This is a genomic window from Thiohalophilus sp. (assembly GCF_031581315.1).
Classification (GTDB): domain Bacteria; phylum Pseudomonadota; class Gammaproteobacteria; order UBA6429; family Thiohalophilaceae; genus Thiohalophilus.
Genome location: NZ_JAVLAZ010000020.1, coordinates 1 through 19,948 on the forward strand (window position 1 = coordinate 1; position 19,948 = coordinate 19,948).

Here is a 19,948-nt window from a genome sequence, read left to right on the forward strand (position 1 = left end):
TAACAACCCACAAACCAACGAAGACCATGAGTGGGGCATCAGAATGATTACTGCCCGGGAAATGACCACCGAGCCTGGCTGGTATATGGACCTGGTCTCCCCCGCACCGAATAGTTTCGGCGCACAGGGCGAACGGGTCGTTGCTGCTCCCCTGCTATGGGCGGGACGGATCATTATCACCTCCATTATTCCCAACGACGATCCCTGTGGCTGGGGTGGCGTTAGCTGGTTAATGGAGCTGGATCCAAATAGCGGCGGCAGACTCAGCTATTCAGTCTTTGATCTGAATGCAGACGGCAGTTTCGATAATCAGGAATTCATGACTGTCTACGATCCCGATAGCGGTGAGACAGTCAGTATTCCGGTTTCCGGTATGCAGCCCAAGGAGGGTCTGGCCGGAGGTGCACCACCTCCGCCGATTTGTTCAGATGATTTCTGCATCAAACTGATGAGCGGCTCTACCGGTACGGCCGAGTCAATCAAGAACAACCCCAAAAACACGGGGAGTGACCGGCTATCCTGGGAGCAACTGAAATAATCACGGGGCAGCCTTGATGGCTGCCCATACCAGTGAGGTATGGAAATGAAACAGATTCTTGTAACAACCATTTGCGCCCTTACCATGATAATTACGCCCGTATCGGCTCAGGGGCAAACCCAAACGCACAATGTAGTCGGTGTCGTTACCGGCTTGAACAGTGACAAACGGCTGATTTATATTGATGACATGCCGTACCGGGTTGCCGAGGATGCCCGGGCCACATCCTCATCCAGCAGCACCTATCGCGACCCGCTCCTGATTGCCCCCGGAACGGTAGTGCAGTTCAAATGGCGCGAGGAAAATGGTCAGCCGGTCACCAGCGAGCTGCATGTGCTCGAGGATTTAGAGCGTGTTCCCGAATAGAAAACAGGACGATATACAATGATCAGAAAACAGTCCGGATTCACCCTGATAGAGCTGATGATTGCTGTTGCTATCATCTCCCTGCTGGCGGGTATTGCCTATCCATCCTATCAAAGCTATATAGAAAAGGCCCGTCGTGCCGATGCCAAGGCGGCTCTGGTCTCCTTTGCCAATGCCATAGAGCGTCACTATACAGAAAATTATACCTATGCAGGAGCGGCTACCGGTGGTAACGATACCGGCACGCCGGATATCTTTCCTGCCGAGGCACCTCTGGATGGCAGTACCAAATCCTATGACCTGACAATTGTAAGCGCGGACGATACAACCTTTGTTTTACGTGCCACACCCAAAGGAGGCCAGACCGGTGATGGTTATCTGGAAATCACCTCAACCGGCCAGCGACGCTGGGATAAAAACAACGATGGGTCCATTGGTGCCGGTGAGGATACTTGGGATTAAAGAAAGTTGGCAGTTGAATCAATGATGAATGTTAAATTTTGAATGATGAATTTAACATTCAAAATTCATCATTAAACATTCACTGCCGACTGCCATCTGACGACTGCCAACTTTTCTCCTTCAGCTCGACGGGAAGTGAAAACACGACATTCTCCGCCTCACCGTTGCCTCGGTCGATTTCGTCAACCCCCCACTCCCTGAGTTTGTCTATCACCTGCTCGACCAGGACTTCCGGCGCCGAGGCGCCGGCGGTCAAACCGATATTGGTTATTCCGTTCAACCAGTTTTTTTCTATCTGGTCGGCGTTATCGATAAGATAGGCGCTGGTGCCACGCCGTTCGGCAACTTCCTTGAGCCGGTTGGAATTGGAACTGTTCGGTGAGCCGACTACCAGCAGCAGATCCACCTGTTCTGCGAGGGATTTGACCGCGTCCTGACGGTTCTGGGTGGCGTAGCAGATATCGTCCTTGCGCGGCCCCTGAATAGCGGGAAAGCGTTCGCGCAGGGCGTCGATGATCGCGGCGGTGTCATCCATCGACAGGGTGGTCTGGGTGACGAAGGCCAGGTGCTCGGGATCATTGACCTGCAGGGTGGCGACATCGTTCACGGTTTCGACCAGATACATCCGTCCGCCGGCGCCGGTATCGAACTGCCCCATGGTACCTTCCACCTCCGGATGCCCGGCATGGCCGATGAGGATGCATTCCTGACCGTTGCGACTGTAGCGTTTCACTTCCAGGTGGACCTTGGTCACCAGCGGGCAGGTGGCATCGAACACGCTCAGACCGCGACTTTCCGCTTCCTCGCGCACGGCCCGGGAGACGCCGTGGGCACTGAAGATCACTGTGGCGTCGTCGGGTACCTCGTCCAGTTCCTCGACGAAAATCGCCCCCTTGTCGCGCAGGTTGTCGACCACGAAACGGTTGTGGACCACTTCATGGCGCACATAGATGGGCGCCCCGAACAGCTCCAGCGCCCGTTCGACAATGTCGATGGCGCGATCGACCCCGGCGCAAAAGCCGCGCGGGTTGGCGAGTATGACTTTCATATATCGCTATCCTGGGTGAATTCACCCGGTTCAATGGCCAGAATTTCCACGTCGAACACGACCGGCCGGCCCGCCAGCGGGTGATTGAAATCGACTACCACTTCCTCGTCACGGACTTCGTGAATGGTGCCCGGCACCTCTTCCCCGGACGGGGTGCTGAAACCGAGAATAATCCCCTCCTCCAGCGGCAATTCGGCGGCAAATTCGCTGCGCGGCAGGGTATGGATATTCTCCTCGTCTGGAAAGCCGAAGGTGTCGCGCGGTCCGATCTCCAGACACTGCTTGCTGCCCACCTTCAAACCGTATAACACCATCTCCAGCCCCTCGATCAGGGTACCGTCGCCCATGGTAAAGGTCATCGGCTCCCCCTCCTCGGTACTGTCCGCCACCGTGCCATCGGTGAGGCTCAGGGTAAAGTGCATGGTCACCCGCGATCCCGGGCCGATGGTCAACGCTTCGATCTCCGCCATAATAATCCGCTCGTTTTATCCGTCTTTGTATTTGGCCGCCAGCCGCCGGTCGGCCCGGTACTGACGCAACGTATCGATCAGAATCAACACCACACCCAATGTGATGGCCGCATCGGCCAGATTAAAGGCCGGCCAGTGACACTCGGCCTCCCCGCCACGAGTCCATGTAAAAAACATGGGCAGACAGTTCGCGCCACGATAATAGACATCGAGAAAATCGACCACATAGCCATGCAGCAGCCGATCGATCAGATTGCCCACGGCCCCGCCCAGGATTAACGCCAGGGAAGCGGCCTGCAGATGCTCGTGTCGCAGCCGTTTGATCCAGATAAAGATCACGATACTGATAATGATCGCGACCAGGGTAAAAAACCAGCGCTGCCAGCCCCCCGCGTCACTCAGAAAACTGAACGCCGCGCCGCTGTTGTGCATCAGGGTCAGGTTAAACATCGGCATCAATTCGATCGGCTGATGCAACGTTAGATAAGCGCTGGCAATCAGCTTGCTAACCTGATCCAGCACCACCACCACCGCCGTCAACCACAACCATCTCAACATTCTATTATCCTTTTGTAGGAGGCGATTTCATCGGCGACTTTGGCACTCAAACAAGGAGTCGCGGCTGAAAGCCCCTCCTACAGCAATAAAATCAGGCGTGTAACCGCTCTTCACCGCCACCATCCACATTCTCCACACAACGCCCGCACAACTCGGGATGATCGGCATGGCTGCCCACATCCTCGCGATGATGCCAGCAACGCACGCACTTGGCATGCGGTGAGGCGGAGACCGACACCCAGATTTCGTCGTTGCCTGACAGGGTGTAGTGCTGGGCCTCGGCGGGCGGATCGCCGGCCAGGTAGAGCCGCGCTCCGGAGGTAATCAGCACAAAACGCAATTCGTCTTCCAGTTGGGCCAGGGCGTCGTGAATTTCCCGCCCGGCGTAGATGCCCACTTCGGCATCGAGATTGGCACCAATACCACCCGCCACGCGCAGGTTTTCCAATTCCTTGTTGACCGCGTCGCGTACCTCGATGATGCGTTGCCAATACGCCAGCTCATCGGCGGCACCCTGTTCATCACCGAACATGCGGGGCAGTTCGTACCAGGTATTGAGCAACACCGACGCGCTGCGCTCGCCGGGAATGTTTTCCCAGATATCCTCAGCGGTAAAACTCAAAATGGGCGCCATCCAGCGTACCAGCGCCTCGGCGATGTAATACGCCGCGGTCTGCGCCGAGCGCCGGGCCACGCTCTCTGTGGGCATGGTGTACTGGCGGTCCTTGATCACATCCAGATAGAAGCTGCTCAGATCCACCGCGCAGAAGTTATGCATCAGCTGATAGATGGTATGGAACTCGTAGTTCTCATACGCGGACTCAACCTGTTGCTGAATCTCACGGGTACGCTCCACCGCCCATTTGTCCAGACTGAGCATCTGCTCCGGCGCGACAGTATGTTGGGCCGGGTCAAAGTCACCCAGGTTGGCCAGCAGATAGCGCGCGGTATTACGCATACGCCGATAGGCATCGGCGGTGCGTTTGAGGATTTCATCGGAGACACGCATCTCGCCGCTGTAATCGGTGGACGCCACCCACAGGCGCAGAATGTCCGCACCCAGGTTGTTGATCACCTTTTGCGGCGCCACCACGTTGCCCTTTGACTTGGACATCTTCTGGCCTTTGGCGTCGACCGTGAAACCGTGAGTCAGTACCGACTTGTAGGGGGCACTGTCTTGCATGGCGACCGCCGTCAGCAACGAGGACTGGAACCAGCCGCGATGCTGATCGGAGCCTTCCAGATAGAGATCGGCGGCGGGATACGCATCAAGTCCCAGACGTTGATGCAATACCGTAAAATGCGTCACCCCCGAGTCAAACCAGACATCGAGCGTATCGCGGACCTGTTCATAGTCATCAGCCTCGTCGCCCAGCAATGTTTTGACGTCCAGCTCGAACCAGGCATTGATGCCACGTTGTTCGATCTGTTGCGCCGCCTGTTCGATCAACGCCGCGGTGTTGGGATGCAGCTTGCCGCTCTGTTTATGCACGAACAGGGTGATCGGCACACCCCAGGTACGCTGGCGCGAGATACACCAGTCGGGCCGGTTCTCCACCATGCCGATGATGCGCGCCTCGCCCCATTGCGGCATCCAGCGTGTTTCGCCGATCGCCTTCAGGGCATTGCGCCGCAGTTCATTCTGATCCATGGCGATAAACCACTGCGGCGTGGCACGGAAGATGATCGGGCTCTTGTGCCGCCAGCAATGCGGATAGCTGTGGCGCAGCGCTTCCTCATGCACCAGTTTGTTATGGGCCTTGAGGGCATCGATGACGCTGTCGTTGGCCTTGAAGACATGCTGGCCTTCGAACAGCGGCGTGCCTTCGACAAACTTGCCATCCCCCCCCACCGGGTTGTCCACCTTGAGGTGATAACGCTGCCCGACCACATAGTCATCCTGACCGTGACCGGGCGCGGTGTGCACGGCGCCGGTCCCCGCATCAAGGCTGACGTGATCGCCGCAGATGATCGGCACTTCACGATCGTAGAAAGGATGCTGTAATTTGAGATCCTCGAGATCGGCGCCCTTGCAATAGGCCAGAACACGGTAGTCTTCCACTTCCCAGCGCGCCATGATATCGCCCAGCATGGCGTCGGCGACGATCAGTCGCTCGGGTACATGCTCGCCCACCCCGTCACACTGGACCACGGCGTAATCGAGCTCGGGATTGACCGCCACCGCCTGGTTGGCCGGCAGGGTCCAGGGTGTGGTCGTCCAGATCACCACCGAGATCGGTCCCTTGCCGTCATGGCCTTCCACGTGATGACAACGGCTCATCAACGCCTCTTCGTTCAATAGTTCAAAGCGCACGTCGATGGCCGGCGAGGTCTTGTCCTCGTATTCCACTTCCGCCTCGGCCAGGGCCGAGCCGCAATCGACACACCAGTGCACCGGCTTGAAGCCCTTGTGCAGATGCCCCTGTTCGATGATCTTGCCCAGCGCCCGCACGATGTCGGCTTCGAACCGGAAGTCCATGGTCAGGTAGGGCCGCTCCCAGTCACCCAGTACGCCCAGCCGTTTGAAGTCTTCGCGCTGGCCGTCCACCTGTTCGGCCGCGTAATCGCGACAGGCGGCACGGAACTTCTCATGCGAGACGCCGACACCGGCTTTGCCGATTTTCTTTTCAACCTGCAGCTCTATCGGCAGGCCGTGGCAATCCCAGCCGGGGATATAGGGCGCATCGTAACCGGCCAGGGTTTTGGACTTGATGATGATGTCCTTGAGGATCTTGTTGACGGCGTGACCGATATGAATATCGCCATTGGCATAGGGCGGGCCGTCATGCAGCAGAAACAGTGGCCGGTTTTCGGCTTTGGCCTGCTCGCGCAATTTTTCATACAGGCCCATCGCGTACCAGCGCTTTAAAAACTCCGGCTCGCGTTTGGCCAGGTTGCCGCGCATGGGGAAATCGGTTTGCGGCAAATTGAGAGTCTGTTTGTAATCAGTCACGATATTAGTCCGTATTGACGTTCAGTGAAGTTCAATGATGGGCGGCGAAGTAGGCCCGGGTCTGTTCGACATCGGTGTCGATCTGCTGTTTGAGCCGTTCCAGCGAGTCGTACTTTTCCTCGTCGCGCAATTTGTGCCGGAAACTGACCTGGATATGCCGCCCGTAAATGTCCTGGTCGAAGTCGAGAATAAATACTTCCAACAGGGCGCGCGTACCGTCCACGGTCGGCCGGGTCCCCAGACTGGCGGCACCTTGCAACGGTTCGCGCTCCAGCCCGAACACGTCCACCGCAAAGATGCCCTGCAAAGGCGTCACCCGCCGATGCAAATGAATATTGGCCGTGGGAAACCCGAGCTGGCGGCCCAGCCGGTCGCCGTGCGCCACCCGCCCGCTCATACGATAGTCGCGCCCCAGCAGCCGTTCGGCGGCACCCATGTCGCCGGCTTCCAACGCCTGGCGAATGCGCGTGCTGCTGACCCGTTCGCCGTCGATCTCGAAGGTGTGCATGTTGACCACCGTGAAGCCGTGTTCGTCGCCGGCGGCGCGCAAGTCATCAATGGTCCCGGCCCGGCCGCGCCCGAAACGAAAATCATCGCCGACCACCAGATACTTCACGCCCAGCCCGTCGACCAGCACCTGCTGGATAAATTCCGCGGGGCTCAGCTGTGCCAGTTTGCGATTGAACGGCAGACACAACACCCGATCCACGGCGTAGCGGCGCAGGGCCTGAATCTTTTCCCGAAAGCGGGTCAGACGCGAGGGCGCCGCCCCGGGTTTGAAGTACTCCAGCGGCTGCGGCTCGAAGGTGATCACCACTGTCGGCAGACACAACTCGTCGGCCTTCTCCGCCAGCTGGCCGATGACCGCCTGATGGCCCAGATGCACCCCATCGAAATTGCCGATGGTGGCCACGCAACCGTGGTGACGGGGGCGCAGATTATGCAGACCGCGGATCAGCTCCATGATTGATTCACACCACCGGAAAAAGGCCAAAAGTATAACAAAAACAAGGGGCTGTTAGCGAAAAAACCCTGGGATTCAGGCAAATGAAATAAAACTCTCGCAAAGACGCAGAGCTGCCAAGAAAAGATTACTGTTCTTCTTTGCGAGCTTAGCGTCTTTGCGAGAGATCATTCCCTGCCCTTTAGCAGGTTAGCCCGACACCGGCCGGCGGAACTGGCCGAAGCGCAGGCCGCTTAAGGCCAGCACGGCGAAGTAAATGGCCGCGCCGGCGGGGATCAACCAGCCCAGATGCGTCAGCCGCTCGACCAGTGTGTAGTCGACCCACTGCGACCAGTCACCGGCCAGGTACCAGAGGCTCGCCCCCATCAGCCCGGCGGCCAGGATCACGCGCACAAAATACAGCCCCCAGCCGGCTTCGGGCCGGAACACCCCGCCACGCAACAGGCCGCGCAACAACAGCATGGCGTTGATGAACGACGAGAGCGTGGTGGCCAGCGCCAGCCCGGCATGCGGCGCGGAATAACCCACCTGCACCAGCGTCACCACCAGAATCACGTTGAAAATCATGTTGGCGACCATGGCGATCAACGCCACTTTCATCGGTGTTTTCGTATCCTGGCGGGCGAAATAGCCGGGGACCAGTACCTTGACCAGCATGAAGCCGAGCAACCCGAAGCTGTAGGCGATCAGCGCCAGCGCCATCATGCTCAGATCATGGCTTCCCTTGCCACCATATAAAAACAGCGTCGCCAGGATCGGCCCGGCCAGCACGCCAAGGGCGACCGCCGCCGGCAACCCGATGAGCAGCACCCAGCGCAGCGCCCAGTCCAGGGTGCGGGAAAAGGCCAGCGCATCCTGGCGGGCGAACTTCTCCGACAGATAGGGCAGGATCACCGTGGCCAGGCCGATGCCGAACAGCCCCAGCGGGAACTCCATCATCCGATCGGCAAAATAGAGCCAGGTGATGCTGCCAAAGGCGAGAAACGAGGCGACCATGACATCGAACAGCAGGTTAATCTGCATGGCCGAGGAGCCGATAATCCCCGGCAACATCAGCTTCATGATGCGCCGCACTCCCGAATCGCGCCAGCCCCAGCGCGGCCAGCGCAACAGGCGCAGTTTGAGCAAAAACGGCAGCTGCAACAGCAGTTGTGCCAGCCCCGCGATCAGTACACCCCAGGCCAGGGCCATGGCCGGCACGGCAAAATAGTCCGACAGCCACAGGGCCGCGCCGATCAGGCTCAGGTTGAGCAGCACCGGGGTAAAGGCTGGCAGGGCGAAACGGCCATAGGTGTTGAGCACCCCGCCGGACAGCGCGGTCAGGGAGATAAAAAAGATGTAGGGGAAGGTGATGCGCAGCATCTCGGCGGTCAGATCCACCTGGGCCGGATCGCCGATATAGCCCAGGGCGATCAGCATGACGAACAGGGGCGTCACCAGCACCACCAGGGCGGTGAGAATCAGCAGCACCGCGCCCAGGGTACCGGCGGTGGCGGCAATCAGATCGCGCACCGCCGCCTCGTCGCGCTGGACCTTGTACTCGGCCAGCACCGGCACAAAGGCCTGGGCGAAGGCCCCTTCGGCGAATAGCCGACGCAGGAAATTGGGGATCTTGAAGGCGATTAAAAAGGCGTCGGTGGCCTTGCCGAACTCGAACACGGCCGCGAACACCACATCCCGCACCAGGCCGGTAATGCGGGAGATGAGGGTCATGCTGCTGAAAATGGCGGTGGACCGTAACAGTCCCATGGCGGCGTCTCTATCTTGTTGTTATTTAATGATTTGTTAGTTTGTAATCACTTACACCCAAACAGGCTGCCGGGCCGACCTGCGCATCTTACCCCACCGGCCGGGGGGCTGAATACGCAGGCGATGAAATTTCGCCACAGCGTTGACATTTGGGGGCAAAACCACCATCATACGCGGCCTTCGAAATTACGAAATTGATCGAGTCAGGAGAGACGTTTTGGCCAACACTGCACAATCCCGCAAACGGGCGCGCCAGGCGGAAGATAACCGTCAGCACAACGCAGCCTATCGTTCCAAGTTCCGCACCTTCGTCAAGAAAGTGCTCGGCGCGGTGAAAGCCGGCGACAAGGCCCAGGCTGAACAGGCCTACAAACAGGCCGTGGCCATTATCGACAAGACCACCAGCAAGGGGCTGATTCACAAGAACAAGGCCGCCCGGCAGAAAAGCCGGCTGAACGCCCGCATCCGCGCGATGTAATCGGGGCAGCCTGCTGCAAACATAAAAAAAGCCGGATTCCTATCCGGCTTTTTTTATGCCCGAAACCGCCCGGTCAGGCGGCGGACCGGGCCTGCTGGAGCAGGGTTTCCAGCTGCTCCAGTGAAAAGGGTTTGTGCAGGGTGCCCAGCATTCTGACGCCGGCCTCCTGGGCCACATTCATGGCCGCCTGCGCCATTTCATTGGCCGCGGCAGTGACAAAAATGCAGGGCGTGCCCGGCTGCTGCTGGCCCAGCTCGACCGCGAAATCGACCCCGCTCATAGTCGGCATGTTGATATCCAGCAACACCAGGCCGTATGCCTCCTGCCGAAGGCGACGCAGCCCTTCCCGACCCTCTTCGACACAATCCACCTGACTCTCGCCCAGCTGCTCGAACATGCCCTTGATCAGCCGGCCAAGCTGGATATCGTCATCCACCACCAGAATCTTCATCACGGACTCCCTGTTGCGATCACTCAAGTGAGCTGGGGAACTACAGCGAATGCCCCTGCCTATCATAATGGTATCGGTCGACGGCGCGGTAACTTTACGCGGTTACACCAGTACCATGTTGTCCCGGTGGATCAGCTCCGGCTCGTCGATATACCCCAGAATCGATTCGATCGCCTCGCTCGGCTCGCCCATGATGCGGCGCACCTCATCGGCATTGTAGTTGACCAGTCCCCGGGCCACTTCCCGGCCGTCGGGATTCACACAGGCCACCATTTCGCCACGCACGAAATCGCCGCTCACATCCCGTACACCGACCGCCAGCAGGCTGCGTCCCGACTGTTGCAGCACCCTGACGGCGCCCGCGTCGAGCTCCAGCCGGCCGCGCATTTGCAAATGGCCGGCCAGCCACTGTTTGCGCGCCGCCAGCGGCGCCTGCTCGGCGTACAACAGGCTGCCCAGAGCTTCTCCGGCCCGCAGCCGGATCAGTACCTGCTCTTCACGGCCCGAGGCGATAACTGTGGAGGTGCCGGAACGGGACGCCAGGCGCGCGGCGCGTAGCTTGGTCTTCATGCCGCCGCGGCCCAGCGCCCCGGCGCCGTCGGAGGCCATGGCATCGAGCGATTCGTCATGGACCAGCGCCTCGTCGATCAACGTGGCATCGCCGTGCTGGCGCGGATCCCGATCGTACAGTCCCTGCTGATCGGTCAGAATAATCAGGGTATCGGCCTCCACCAGGTTGGCGACCAGCGCGGCCAGAGTGTCGTTATCGCCGAAGCGAATCTCATCGGTCACCACGGTATCGTTTTCGTTGATCACCGGGATCACCCCCAGCTGCAGCAGACTGCGGACCGCGCTGCGGGCGTTGAGATAGCGCTTGCGACTGGTGAGATCGTCGTGGGTCAGCAGGATCTGGGCGGTATGCAGGTTATCCCGGGCAAAACGCGATTCGTAAGCCTGAATCAGGCCCATCTGCCCCACGGCGGCGGCGGCCTGCAGATGGTGCAGGGCGCTGGGGCGCTGCTTCCAGCCCAGCCGGGACATGCCCTCGGCCACCGCGCCGGAGGAGACCAGCACGATTTCCACGCCCTGCTCCACCAGGGCCGCCATCTGCGCCACCCAGTTATCCAGCCCCTCCCGGTTGAGCCCGGCGCCGTCTCGGGTAAGCAGGGCACTGCCAATCTTGATGACCCAGCGCTGCGAGGTTTTCAGTTGTTGCCGTCTGGACATGCGTCTTGTTCCACTGTCGCGTTAGTCGTCTGTCGATGCCGCCCGGGCGTCCTCTCGCTGGCGCTCGATATAGCCCATGATGTCATAACAGAGCTGCCGGGTGCCGATCTGGCCGATGGCCGAGATCGAATAGACCGGTCCCTGCCAGCCCAGTTCATCGACGAGCGCCTGGCAGCGGGCCTCGCGCTCGTCCTCGGGCAACAGGTCGATTTTATTCAATACCAGCCAGCGCTCATACCCGGCCAGCGCCGGATCGAAACGGCGCATCTCCTGCTCGATGGTGCGCACGTCGCTTACCGGATCGCCGTCAGGATCCGGCGGGACCATATCCACCAGGTGCAGCAGCAGCCGGGTGCGCGAGACGTGCTTGAGAAACTGCAGCCCCAGCCCGGCACCCTCGGCCGCGCCCTCGATAATCCCCGGAATATCGGCAATCACGAAGCTGCGGTGCGCCTCGACACTGACCACGCCCAGGTTGGGATAAATGGTGGTAAACGGGTAATCGGCCACCTTGGGGCGGGCCGCGGAGACGGCGCGGATAAAAGTCGATTTGCCGGCGTTGGGCAGACCCAGCAGTCCCACGTCGGCCAGCACTTTCATCTCCAGACGCAGCAGGCGGGCCTCGCCCGGGGTACCAGGGGTGGACTGGCGCGGCGCCCGGTTGGTGCTGCTTTTAAAACGGGTATTGCCGATACCGTGATGACCGCCCTTGGCCACCAGCAGGGTCTGGCCGTGCTCCAGCACGTCGCCGAGCAGCTCCTGGGTCTCCTCGTCGAACACCTGGGTGCCCAGCGGCACGGGGATAGTGAGGTCCTCGCCGCCCTTGCCAGTCATATTGCGGCCCTTGCCCTGCTGGCCGTGCTCGGCGCGAAACTGGCGGGTGTAGCGAAAATCGGCCAGGGTATTGAGATTACGCTCGCCGATCAGGTACACATCACCACCATCGCCACCATCGCCACCATCGGGACCGCCGAACTCGATGAATTTTTCGCGCCGAAAGCTGACACAGCCGTTGCCTCCCTTGCCGGCTTCGACCCGAATCGCTGCTTCATCGACGAATTTCATCTTTCAGTTCCGTATAGTTACGAGGGCCAAGACGGCCCGGGAAAATGAGTCTTACCTGTTCCAATCATGTTTGATTTGTAGGCCGAATTTCCAGTTGCCTGGCGAGAAGACCCGCATTCGCTGGCCACCCCTCCTGCAAACAAAAACCCCGTCGCGAGGGACGGGGCTTTGGCGGTTCGGCTTGTACCCTGGCGTCTTCAGGCCGGGATAATGCTGACCCGTTTGCGTTGCTGGGGCCCCTTGGTCTCGAATACCACGGTGCCATCAGCCTTGGCAAACAGGGTATCGTCACCACCCTTGCCGACGTTCACGCCCGGGTGAACCTTGGTGCCGCGCTGGCGAACCAGGATGTTACCGGCCTTGACCACCTGACCACCATAGCGCTTGACGCCAAGGCGTTTCGACTGGGAATCGCGACCGTTACGGGTACTACCACCTGCTTTCTTATGAGCCATGCTTTACGTCCTCTTGCTTAGCCGCTGATACCGGTAATTTCCAGTTCCGTGTAGTCCTGACGGTGGCCCTGGGTTTTCCGGCTGTGTTTACGGCGACGGAATTTGATAATCATCACCTTCTTGCCGCGACCGTGGCTGGCCACGGTCGCGGTGACCTTGCCGCCCTCGACATAGGGCTTACCAACCTTGAAATCCTCGCCATCGGCGATCATCAGGACCTTGTCGATATCCACGCTGGCGCCCTGCTCGGCGTTGAGCTTCTCGACCTTGATTTTCTGGCCCTGTTCTACCCGGTACTGCTTGCCACCGGTTTCGATAACCGCGTACATAATCTGTGCTCCAAATATCCCCGCCGTCAGGGCGGACTCGACTGTGGAAAGGGGCGCAATTTTAGCGTCTGGGACCGCCCCGGTCAAAGAATTTTCCTGATTTTCTGCCAATTTAAGCGCTCTCAAGGCCGCGTCTGGCTTGACAGGTCAGTGGGGGCTCCCTAGCATTTTGCGCTTTGCCCACAGGCGTGCCATTTTGAAGACTCTCGAGGACATCCAGGCGTTAATCGGCCCCGATATGGTCGAGGTCAACCGTTGCATCGGCGAGCGGCTGCATTCCGAGGTGGTGCTGATCAACCAGGTGGGCACTTACATTATAAATAGTGGCGGCAAGCGGCTGCGCCCCATCATCCACCTGCTGTGCGCCCGCGCGCTGGGCTATGAGGGCCGCTATCACGTCGATCTGGCGGCGATCATCGAGTTCATCCACACCGCCACCCTGCTCCATGACGACGTGGTAGACGGCTCCGAGCTGCGCCGGGGACGGGAAACCGCCAACAATTTATGGGGGAATTCGGCCAGCGTGCTGGTCGGCGATTTCCTCTATTCCCGCGCCTTCCAGATGATGGTCGATATTGGTCACATGGATATTATGCGTATTCTGGCCAACTGCACCAACACCATCGCCGAGGGAGAGGTCCAGCAACTGCTCAACATCCACGACGCGGACACCACCGAGGCCCGCTACATGGAGGTCATTCACAACAAAACCGCCAAACTGTTCGAATCGGCCAGTGAGCTGTCGGCGGTCATCACCGACCAGCCTGCCGCGCTCCAGCAGGCCATGGCCCGCTACGGCATGCACCTGGGCAGCGCCTTCCAGCTGGTAGACGACGTACTCGACTACCGCGCCGACAGCGGGGAAACCGGCAAGAACATCGGTGACGATCTGGCCGAGGGCAAACCCACTCTGCCGCTGATCTACGCCATGGCGCAGGGCAGCCCGGAACAGGCCGGCGTCATCCGCCAGGCCATCGAAACCGGGGGCCTTGAGCAGATCGAGGCGGTACGCGAAGCGATTGAATCCACCGGCGCTATCGACTACACTGCGCGCTGCGCGCGAGCGGAGGCCGATCAGGCCATCGAGGCGCTGAGTGAAATCCCGACGTCGCAGTACAAAGACGCCCTCAGCTTCCTCGCCGAATTCGCCGTCAACCGCAGTTACTGACGCAAGACTTCCAATCGCTTTGATGCTGTCAGCGCCGTTTCAACGGCTTAATAACGGGGTGTAGCTCAGCCTGGTAGAGCACCGTCTTCGGGAGGCGGGGGTCGTAGGTTCAAATCCTGTCACCCCGACCAATTCAAAACAAATGCCGGTCTTTCACACAGCGGGAAGGCCGGCATTTTTGTTTTTGAGACCGTCCAGAGAAACAGCGACGGCACTGAATATTCATTCTAATCCAGCAAGTCTTATCGATGAGTTCAGTGCCGTCGGTGTTTTCAATGGCTACCTGCCTGCCTTTACGTACCCCCGAGCTCGCGCTTTAATTAGATCAACACACCACACACAGGAATAACCATGTTTATCAGACAGACACTGATAATGATCAGTCTGCTTGTCGGCCTTGGCTTGTGGCTGCCGACCACTCCATCCCTGCAAGCCGAGGAAAACGCCAACCCCGGTATCAACCGCCATTACCAGGAACCCGATTTCGAGCGCTGGCGAAGTACTTTCGAGCGACCGGGCCGGGAGGTGTACGACCGGCGGCACGCGATTGTCGATGCACTGGAACTGGAGCCGGGCATGCGGATCGCGGATGTCGGGGCCGGGACCGGTCTGTTTACCCGGCTGTTTGCCAAACAGGTGGGCGATACCGGCAAGGTGTACGCGGTGGATATCGCCGAAAACTTTGTCGAGAATGTGGTGCGCACCTCCCGTGAGCAGGGATTGAATAATGTCGAGGGGATTGTTAACGATCAGCAATCAACCCGGTTGCCCGAGCGAAGCGTGGACCGGGTTTTCCTGAGCGACACCTATCACCATTTTGAATATCCCGGGGCGATGCTGGCGTCGATTCACCGGGCATTACGCCCCAATGGGAAACTGGCGATTATCGATTTTCGCAAACAGCCGGGGCGCAGCTCATCCTGGGTAATGTCGCATGTACGAGCCAACAAGGATCAGGTGATCGATGAAGTAGCGGCGGCCGGTTTCGAGCTAGTGCGTGATCTGCCGATGCTCGAGGAAAATTATTTTCTGATCTTCCGGCGCCGGTAGTCCGGCTCAGCCTTCCAGAACCATTTCCAATCGCAGAGTAAACGAGTGTTCCGGTTCGAAGTTATTCTCGCGCCGGTAAACTGCCTTGGGAATCAGCTCGACAAATAAATAATGGGAGTGAATTCGCTGGCGATAACGCAGCTGGGCCAGATAATCCGTTGCCTGCCAGGTGGGCTCGCTAACCCCGTAGACGCCGATCTGATAGGCCATGCCACGGCGTTCACTGAGACTGTGGACCAGTGAGAAGACCTGGCTGGGTTCGAAATAATCGTTTTCATCCTGGTAACGGAGAAAGCTTGAAGAACGAAACAGGAGATTGTCGGTTAAGCTGTGATCCAGCTCGAAGGCGGTATCCGAGCCGAACCCCTTTTCCTTGAAGGTATAGAACGTCTGACTGGGCCGAAACAACCAGTCACCGGTTTTGTAACTGCGATCCATGCGCAGGCGCAGAAAAATGTCGATGGGTTTGTCGAATTTGACACCGATTGAAGGTTTAAAGCGCCATTTTCGTTCATCCCCCAGGGTTGCCTGGATCCCGCCATAATAGTCCCGCTCCCGAGCGGCTTGCTCGGGCGACTCTTCCAGCGTTCTATCGAGCGAATCGCGTTGTTCCTCCGGATCACTTTCAAAGGTCAGCTTGAGTTTTTCCTCGGTTCGCGGCAAACGTAATTTTAACTTGATATCACCGGCATAACCGACCTCCCCGTTTTCGTCGAAGATAGTATCTGCTGTAATACGAACATAGCTGCCGGTCTTGTCATAAAAGACACGTTCCTCGGCAAAGAACTCGTCCATGTAGGTGGTCATGCCGGTCAGGCCACCGGCCATCATACTCTGAGGTTTATCGAGAAAAGAAAAAAACGTTTTGCTGTCTTTTGCCTGTTCGTCCGGCGGAGAAACATTCTCTTTACCACACTCCGGCGCATCATCAGGGCAATCTTTGCCGGGTGCAACCTCATCCTGCGCAACAACTTGCGTCAATGACAGAGGCAGCAAAACAAAAATCATCAGTAGTGTTGAAATAGTGTGATTCACGCTATATCTGTAATCTCAGCAATAAACGGTTGTACAAGTTCCTGCAACGGGATTTTGATTGATTTATCATGTCAAATAGCCATCTTGGCGTGGCCTATGTGATTGATGAGGGGATTATTGTTGTCGCTTTCACGCGCCCTCAACTTTTAATCAAAACTGTACCGCATATCAGCACATAAACCAAACTGCATGCCGTTCTTACAAAAACACAGGCATGGATTCAATGCCGGGCAGTCTCTGTCATAACCTTGGGAAGGTTACGTCAGTCACTCCAGCTGCCGGGGCTCGACCCGACCCAGTATGCGAGCCAGTTGCACCTGACTGGTATGCCGGATGGTTTGCGGCGAGAGCCGCCGTTCGCGAAACAGCCAGCGCCGGATCAGTACCTCCTGTTGATAGACGATCTGTTCCGGTTGCGGGTTAAAGGCCTGATCGCGACTCAACCGGGCGATATGCCCCAGGTTGATGCCACGACCATCCGACAGGATAAGCATATGAGGATATAACCGCCGGGCGGGATCCGGGGCAGAAAAGCTCACCACATCCAGCAACGTCACCGCTTTGTTCTCGACCGTAACGGACAGGTTGATATCGCTGAAATCGAGCCGCACCAGGTAGACCTTCTCGCCGATCGCCTCGCGCACCCCGAGTAGTTGCCGATCATAATCCGCCGAAGGCCAGAGGTAACCCTCGTGCAGCAGGGGTTGGGACGGTTGCGATATCGATTCAGCCATACTCAACAGACAGACTATTCGTGTATTTCTACCATAATATAACCAGCCAATGGCTCACAATGCCGGACCAATGACTATTTTGCCCTGCTTGCACGGTATCCGGGCCGTTTCTATGCTTTACTGACCTTGTCTTTCTGACTATCACCAGGAGGTGAACATTATGAAATACTATCTTGCCAGACATATTCCACTGTTACTCGCCCTGTCCCTGAGCGCCCCTTTTGTTTCGGCGCAGGAGGAACAGATTTACGGCCAGCAACTGATGACCGAGCAAGAACGGGCCGAACATCGCGAGCAAATGCGCAACATGGACTCCGAAGAGGAACGCAAAGCATTCCGTCAGGAACACCATGAACGGATGCAGCAGCGAGCCGAGGAACGCGGCGTCACACTGCCCGATGAACCCGGCCAGCGCGGCAAGGGGATGAATCAAAGTCAGCAGAAGAAAGGAATGGGCCATGAGAAAGGTCGCGGCATGGACCAGGGTCGTGGTCAGGGTATGGGCGGCGGCAAAGGTTCCGGCCAGGGTAAAAACCGCGGGTATTAAAAACCCGGCGTCATACCGACACGCCGGCTACCAGAACAAAACCCCGCTTGAGCGGGGTTTTGTTTTTTACAAAATACGGAAAAAGCGACTTGATGTTTCTCGGTCAAACGCGGAACACGCCTGGGAAGTGATAAACCCGGGTTGTATACGCTAACTCAGGTGCTCGATGCAGCCTGTTTGCCAATGCGACTCCCCTTTGCGGCGCGGCGCCTCCGCGAGAGACTCAAATACGCTAGAACGGAATATCGTCGTCGAAGTCACCCATGGGGACCGGCTCGGGCTGGCCACCGCCACTACCTCCGCCGCTACTGCTACCCTGACTACTGCCGCCGTAATTGTTGTCAAAACTGGCGCTGCCGCCGCCCCGTGAGTCGAGCATCTGCATTTCGTTGGCAACGATCTCGGTGGTGTAACGATCCTGACCGTCCTGACCCTGCCACTTGCGGGTTTGCAGTTTGCCTTCGATGTAGACCTTGGAGCCCTTTTTCAGATATTCGCCGGCGATTTCGGCCAGACGGCGGAACATCACCACCCGGTGCCATTCTGTCTTCTCCACCTGTTCGCCGGTATTTTTATCTTTCCAGCTTTCAGAGGTGGCGATCGATACATTGGCAATCGCCGCGCCGTTGGCGGAATAGCGCACTTCCGGATCGCGCCCCAGGTTCCCCACCAGGATTACTTTATTAATACCCCTTGCCATGTTCGTCCTCTCCCCTCGTGCAATGTTGATGCTGATATTCAGCTTTGCGCTGTGACCGAATAGGCAAACAGCGCGCTTTGATCCAGTTTCGGTTTGTCGACCTTGAGGTAGGCGACCCCCTCTTCGGCGACAATAATCGCTTCGATCACGCCCGGCACCGCGCTCAGTTTGCCGACCAGCTCCTCGGCCTGCTGCGCGTTCAGGCTGCCGACATTCAGCAACTGGCTGCTGTAATACGGCGGCTGACGCATGCTGATCACCAGCAGCAACCAGATCCCGGCCAGACCCATATTAAACAGGAACAGACTGGTCAGCGTATAGTGATCCACCAGCCAGCCACCGGCCGCGCCGCCGACAAACACACCCAGAAACTGGGCCGTGGTATAGGCGCCCATCGCCGTGCCCTTGCGGGTCGCCGGGGCCAGTTTGGCGACCAGAGACGGCAGGCTGGCCTCCAGCAGATTGAACGCCACAAAGAATAACCATAGCACGAAGACCATGCCGGCCATAGAGTCGATGCCCGCGGCCAGTCCCGCCTGAACCGCCAGCATCAGCCCCACGGCAAACACAAGTATCTGTTTTACCATGCGTTTTTTCTCGGCCAGGAAAATAAACGGCATGATCACCAGCATCGACAGGAACAATACCGGCAGATAGACCTGCCAGTGGCTGGCCCCGGGCAGCCCGAAACGATTCTCCAGCAGGCCCGGCACCACCACGAAATTCGCCATCAGCAGCAGATGCAGGATGAAAATCCCCGCGTCGACCCGCAGCAGCTGGCTGTCGCGCAGGACTTTACCCAGCGAGGCCGGCTCGACCTCCGTATCCCGGTGAAAGCGCACGCTGACCGGTTTGGGTACCGCCCGCAGCACCAGCACGATGGCCAGGGCGGCCAGAGCGGCGGTGGCCCAGAAAATGCCCGGCACGCCAAACCAGCCGTGCAGCAGCGGCCCGATCACCATTGCCAGGGCGAAGGAGAGCCCGATACTGATGCCGATCAGGGCCATGACCTTGAGCCGGTGCTCTTCCCGGGTCAGATCCGCCGCCAGGGCCAGCACCGCGCTGGCTATCGCCCCGGCCCCCTGCAGGGCACGGCCCAGAATCACCCCCCACATGGTGTCCGACTGGGCGGCGATGACGCTGCCCAGAGCGAATACCAGCAGCCCCGCAACGATCACCGGCTTGCGGCCGATGCGATCGGAGAGTAGCCCCATCGGGATCTGTAACAGGGCCTGGGTCAGGCCGTAGATGCCCAGAGCCAGCCCGGCCAGGGTCAGGGTATAGCCCCGCAGTGCTTCGGCGTAGAGGGTAAAGACCGGCAGGATCATAAACAGCCCCAGCATGCGGGAGGAAAATACCCCGGCCAGGACCAGCGCTATGCGCCGCTCGCCTTTGGTCATCGCGTTATCGTGCATCGGTAATCAGGAGAGCCCGGATCAAGAATCTGCGGGATAGCCGTAATCAGACTATCGGTAAAGCGTTGGATGTTATCAGGAACCACCCGGGCGGGAAACAGGGACAACCGGTAAGGTGATAACGCGCTTTCCCGTCGTGGCGTAAACGTCGTATAGTAGTGTGTTTGGCTGTAGCAGGAAGTCTGA

General features: G+C 58.6%; 21 protein-coding genes, 1 tRNA gene and 1 pseudogene. 8 read left to right on the forward strand and 15 right to left on the reverse strand.

The genetic code is table 11. The features are described 5' to 3' along the window. From RI563_RS04345 to RI563_RS04355, 3 genes and pseudogenes are all read left to right on the forward strand, one after another. A pseudogene (locus RI563_RS04345) lies at nucleotides 1–538 on the forward strand (hypothetical protein); the annotation flags it as partial. Between the two features lie 45 nt (nucleotides 539–583). Beyond that, complete coding sequence (locus RI563_RS04350) at nucleotides 584–904, forward strand: hypothetical protein (RefSeq protein WP_310693125.1); 321 nt, start codon at nucleotides 584–586, stop codon at nucleotides 902–904. 18 nt (nucleotides 905–922) lie between these two features. Beyond that, entirely contained in the window at nucleotides 923–1,366 is a 444-nt protein-coding gene (locus RI563_RS04355) for a type IV pilin protein (RefSeq protein ID WP_310693126.1), read from the forward strand. A 79-nt stretch (nucleotides 1,367–1,445) separates the two neighbouring features. On the opposite strand, the gene ispH is transcribed toward RI563_RS04355, so the two are convergent. The 6 genes from ispH to murJ form a co-directional block, all read right to left on the reverse strand. Further along, nucleotides 1,446–2,414, reverse strand: a complete 969-nt coding sequence (ispH, locus tag RI563_RS04360; RefSeq protein WP_310693127.1) for a 4-hydroxy-3-methylbut-2-enyl diphosphate reductase — start codon at nucleotides 2,412–2,414, stop codon at nucleotides 1,446–1,448. Then, a complete protein-coding gene (gene fkpB / locus RI563_RS04365) occupies nucleotides 2,411–2,884 on the reverse strand; it encodes an FKBP-type peptidyl-prolyl cis-trans isomerase (protein ID WP_310693128.1) in 474 nt (157 codons plus the stop codon). The genes ispH and fkpB overlap by 4 nt, the downstream gene beginning before the upstream one ends. A gap of 15 nt (nucleotides 2,885–2,899) precedes the next feature. After that, nucleotides 2,900–3,442, reverse strand: coding sequence for a signal peptidase II (gene lspA, locus RI563_RS04370; protein ID WP_310693129.1), 543 nt, complete (start codon nucleotides 3,440–3,442; stop codon nucleotides 2,900–2,902). Between the two features lie 91 nt (nucleotides 3,443–3,533). Continuing rightward, nucleotides 3,534–6,395 (reverse strand): isoleucine--tRNA ligase, encoded by a 2,862-nt coding sequence (ileS, locus tag RI563_RS04375; protein ID WP_310693130.1) that lies wholly within the window; start codon nucleotides 6,393–6,395, stop codon nucleotides 3,534–3,536. Nucleotides 6,396–6,426: 31 nt separating this feature from the next. Then, nucleotides 6,427–7,359: a bifunctional riboflavin kinase/FAD synthetase gene (ribF, locus tag RI563_RS04380; RefSeq protein WP_310693131.1), complete on the reverse strand. Its 933-nt coding sequence runs from the start codon at nucleotides 7,357–7,359 to the stop codon at nucleotides 6,427–6,429. Between the two features lie 189 nt (nucleotides 7,360–7,548). Beyond that, nucleotides 7,549–9,108 carry a murein biosynthesis integral membrane protein MurJ gene (gene murJ / locus RI563_RS04385; protein WP_310693132.1) on the reverse strand — a complete coding sequence of 520 codons (1,560 nt, stop codon included), beginning with the start codon at nucleotides 9,106–9,108 and terminating at the stop codon, nucleotides 7,549–7,551. A gap of 217 nt (nucleotides 9,109–9,325) precedes the next feature. Between murJ and rpsT the strand changes: the two genes are divergently transcribed. After that, the gene (gene rpsT / locus RI563_RS04390; protein ID WP_310693133.1) at nucleotides 9,326–9,586 is read left to right on the forward strand and encodes a 30S ribosomal protein S20; all 261 of its coding nucleotides are present in this window, start codon (nucleotides 9,326–9,328) and stop codon (nucleotides 9,584–9,586) included. 73 nt (nucleotides 9,587–9,659) lie between these two features. Here rpsT and RI563_RS04395 read toward each other — a convergent pair whose 3' ends face one another. The 5 genes from RI563_RS04395 to rplU all read right to left on the reverse strand — a co-directional run bounded on the left by RI563_RS04395 (nucleotide 9,660) and on the right by rplU (nucleotide 13,113). After that, on the reverse strand, nucleotides 9,660–10,037 hold the full coding sequence (locus tag RI563_RS04395) for a response regulator (protein WP_310693134.1): 378 nt from the start codon (nucleotides 10,035–10,037) through the stop codon (nucleotides 9,660–9,662). 102 nt (nucleotides 10,038–10,139) lie between these two features. Continuing rightward, a complete protein-coding gene (proB, locus tag RI563_RS04400) occupies nucleotides 10,140–11,264 on the reverse strand; it encodes a glutamate 5-kinase (protein WP_310693135.1) in 1,125 nt (374 codons plus the stop codon). A 21-nt stretch (nucleotides 11,265–11,285) separates the two neighbouring features. Then, nucleotides 11,286–12,329: an Obg family GTPase CgtA gene (gene cgtA / locus RI563_RS04405; RefSeq protein WP_310693136.1), complete on the reverse strand. Its 1,044-nt coding sequence runs from the start codon at nucleotides 12,327–12,329 to the stop codon at nucleotides 11,286–11,288. 197 nt (nucleotides 12,330–12,526) lie between these two features. After that, nucleotides 12,527–12,784, reverse strand: a complete 258-nt coding sequence (gene rpmA / locus RI563_RS04410) for a 50S ribosomal protein L27 (RefSeq protein WP_310693137.1) — start codon at nucleotides 12,782–12,784, stop codon at nucleotides 12,527–12,529. 17 nt (nucleotides 12,785–12,801) lie between these two features. Next, nucleotides 12,802–13,113, reverse strand: a complete 312-nt coding sequence (rplU, locus tag RI563_RS04415) for a 50S ribosomal protein L21 (protein ID WP_310693138.1) — start codon at nucleotides 13,111–13,113, stop codon at nucleotides 12,802–12,804. 196 nt (nucleotides 13,114–13,309) lie between these two features. On the opposite strand from rplU, the gene ispB reads away from it, so the two are divergent. The 3 genes from ispB to RI563_RS04430 all read left to right on the forward strand — a co-directional run bounded on the left by ispB (nucleotide 13,310) and on the right by RI563_RS04430 (nucleotide 15,331). Next, nucleotides 13,310–14,281 carry an octaprenyl diphosphate synthase gene (ispB, locus tag RI563_RS04420; protein WP_310693139.1) on the forward strand — a complete coding sequence of 324 codons (972 nt, stop codon included), beginning with the start codon at nucleotides 13,310–13,312 and terminating at the stop codon, nucleotides 14,279–14,281. A 54-nt stretch (nucleotides 14,282–14,335) separates the two neighbouring features. After that, nucleotides 14,336–14,412: transfer RNA gene (locus RI563_RS04425), tRNA-Pro, on the forward strand. 220 nt (nucleotides 14,413–14,632) lie between these two features. Beyond that, nucleotides 14,633–15,331, forward strand: coding sequence for a class I SAM-dependent methyltransferase (locus RI563_RS04430; RefSeq protein WP_310693140.1), 699 nt, complete (start codon nucleotides 14,633–14,635; stop codon nucleotides 15,329–15,331). Nucleotides 15,332–15,337: 6 nt separating this feature from the next. Here RI563_RS04430 and RI563_RS04435 read toward each other — a convergent pair whose 3' ends face one another. Both RI563_RS04435 and RI563_RS04440 read right to left on the reverse strand, forming a co-directional pair. Continuing rightward, complete coding sequence (locus RI563_RS04435) at nucleotides 15,338–16,366, reverse strand: hypothetical protein (protein ID WP_310693141.1); 1,029 nt, start codon at nucleotides 16,364–16,366, stop codon at nucleotides 15,338–15,340. A gap of 266 nt (nucleotides 16,367–16,632) precedes the next feature. Further along, nucleotides 16,633–17,100, reverse strand: coding sequence for a hypothetical protein (locus RI563_RS04440; RefSeq protein ID WP_310693142.1), 468 nt, complete (start codon nucleotides 17,098–17,100; stop codon nucleotides 16,633–16,635). Nucleotides 17,101–17,260: 160 nt separating this feature from the next. Between RI563_RS04440 and RI563_RS04445 the strand changes: the two genes are divergently transcribed. Next, nucleotides 17,261–17,647 (forward strand): hypothetical protein, encoded by a 387-nt coding sequence (locus RI563_RS04445; RefSeq protein ID WP_310693143.1) that lies wholly within the window; start codon nucleotides 17,261–17,263, stop codon nucleotides 17,645–17,647. Nucleotides 17,648–17,879: 232 nt separating this feature from the next. Here the strand turns inward: RI563_RS04445 and ssb are convergent, their stop codons facing one another. Continuing rightward, nucleotides 17,880–18,347 (reverse strand): single-stranded DNA-binding protein, encoded by a 468-nt coding sequence (ssb, locus tag RI563_RS04450; RefSeq protein WP_310693144.1) that lies wholly within the window; start codon nucleotides 18,345–18,347, stop codon nucleotides 17,880–17,882. Between the two features lie 38 nt (nucleotides 18,348–18,385). Further along, on the reverse strand, nucleotides 18,386–19,762 hold the full coding sequence (locus RI563_RS04455; RefSeq protein ID WP_310693145.1) for an MFS transporter: 1,377 nt from the start codon (nucleotides 19,760–19,762) through the stop codon (nucleotides 18,386–18,388). Nucleotides 19,763–19,948: the final 186 nt, after the last annotated feature.

Excerpts from the sequence above, each read along its gene's own strand:
- RI563_RS04350 (WP_310693125.1), top strand. The coding sequence starts at position 584 with ATGAAACAGATTCTTGTAACAACCATTTGCGCCCTTACCATGATAATT.
- RI563_RS04355 (WP_310693126.1), top strand. The coding sequence starts at position 923 with ATGATCAGAAAACAGTCCGGATTCACCCTGATAGAGCTGATGATTGCT.
- ispH (WP_310693127.1), bottom strand. The coding sequence starts at position 2,414 with ATGAAAGTCATACTCGCCAACCCGCGCGGCTTTTGCGCCGGGGTCGAT.
- fkpB (WP_310693128.1), bottom strand. The coding sequence starts at position 2,884 with ATGGCGGAGATCGAAGCGTTGACCATCGGCCCGGGATCGCGGGTGACC.
- lspA (WP_310693129.1), bottom strand. The coding sequence starts at position 3,442 with ATGTTGAGATGGTTGTGGTTGACGGCGGTGGTGGTGGTGCTGGATCAG.
- ribF (WP_310693131.1), bottom strand. The coding sequence starts at position 7,359 with ATGGAGCTGATCCGCGGTCTGCATAATCTGCGCCCCCGTCACCACGGT.
- murJ (WP_310693132.1), bottom strand. The coding sequence starts at position 9,108 with ATGGGACTGTTACGGTCCACCGCCATTTTCAGCAGCATGACCCTCATC.
- RI563_RS04395 (WP_310693134.1), bottom strand. The coding sequence starts at position 10,037 with ATGAAGATTCTGGTGGTGGATGACGATATCCAGCTTGGCCGGCTGATC.
- proB (WP_310693135.1), bottom strand. The coding sequence starts at position 11,264 with ATGTCCAGACGGCAACAACTGAAAACCTCGCAGCGCTGGGTCATCAAG.
- cgtA (WP_310693136.1), bottom strand. The coding sequence starts at position 12,329 with ATGAAATTCGTCGATGAAGCAGCGATTCGGGTCGAAGCCGGCAAGGGA.
- rpmA (WP_310693137.1), bottom strand. The coding sequence starts at position 12,784 with ATGGCTCATAAGAAAGCAGGTGGTAGTACCCGTAACGGTCGCGATTCC.
- rplU (WP_310693138.1), bottom strand. The coding sequence starts at position 13,113 with ATGTACGCGGTTATCGAAACCGGTGGCAAGCAGTACCGGGTAGAACAG.
- RI563_RS04430 (WP_310693140.1), top strand. The coding sequence starts at position 14,633 with ATGTTTATCAGACAGACACTGATAATGATCAGTCTGCTTGTCGGCCTT.
- RI563_RS04440 (WP_310693142.1), bottom strand. The coding sequence starts at position 17,100 with ATGGCTGAATCGATATCGCAACCGTCCCAACCCCTGCTGCACGAGGGT.
- RI563_RS04445 (WP_310693143.1), top strand. The coding sequence starts at position 17,261 with ATGAAATACTATCTTGCCAGACATATTCCACTGTTACTCGCCCTGTCC.
- ssb (WP_310693144.1), bottom strand. The coding sequence starts at position 18,347 with ATGGCAAGGGGTATTAATAAAGTAATCCTGGTGGGGAACCTGGGGCGC.
- RI563_RS04455 (WP_310693145.1), bottom strand. The coding sequence starts at position 19,762 with ATGCACGATAACGCGATGACCAAAGGCGAGCGGCGCATAGCGCTGGTC.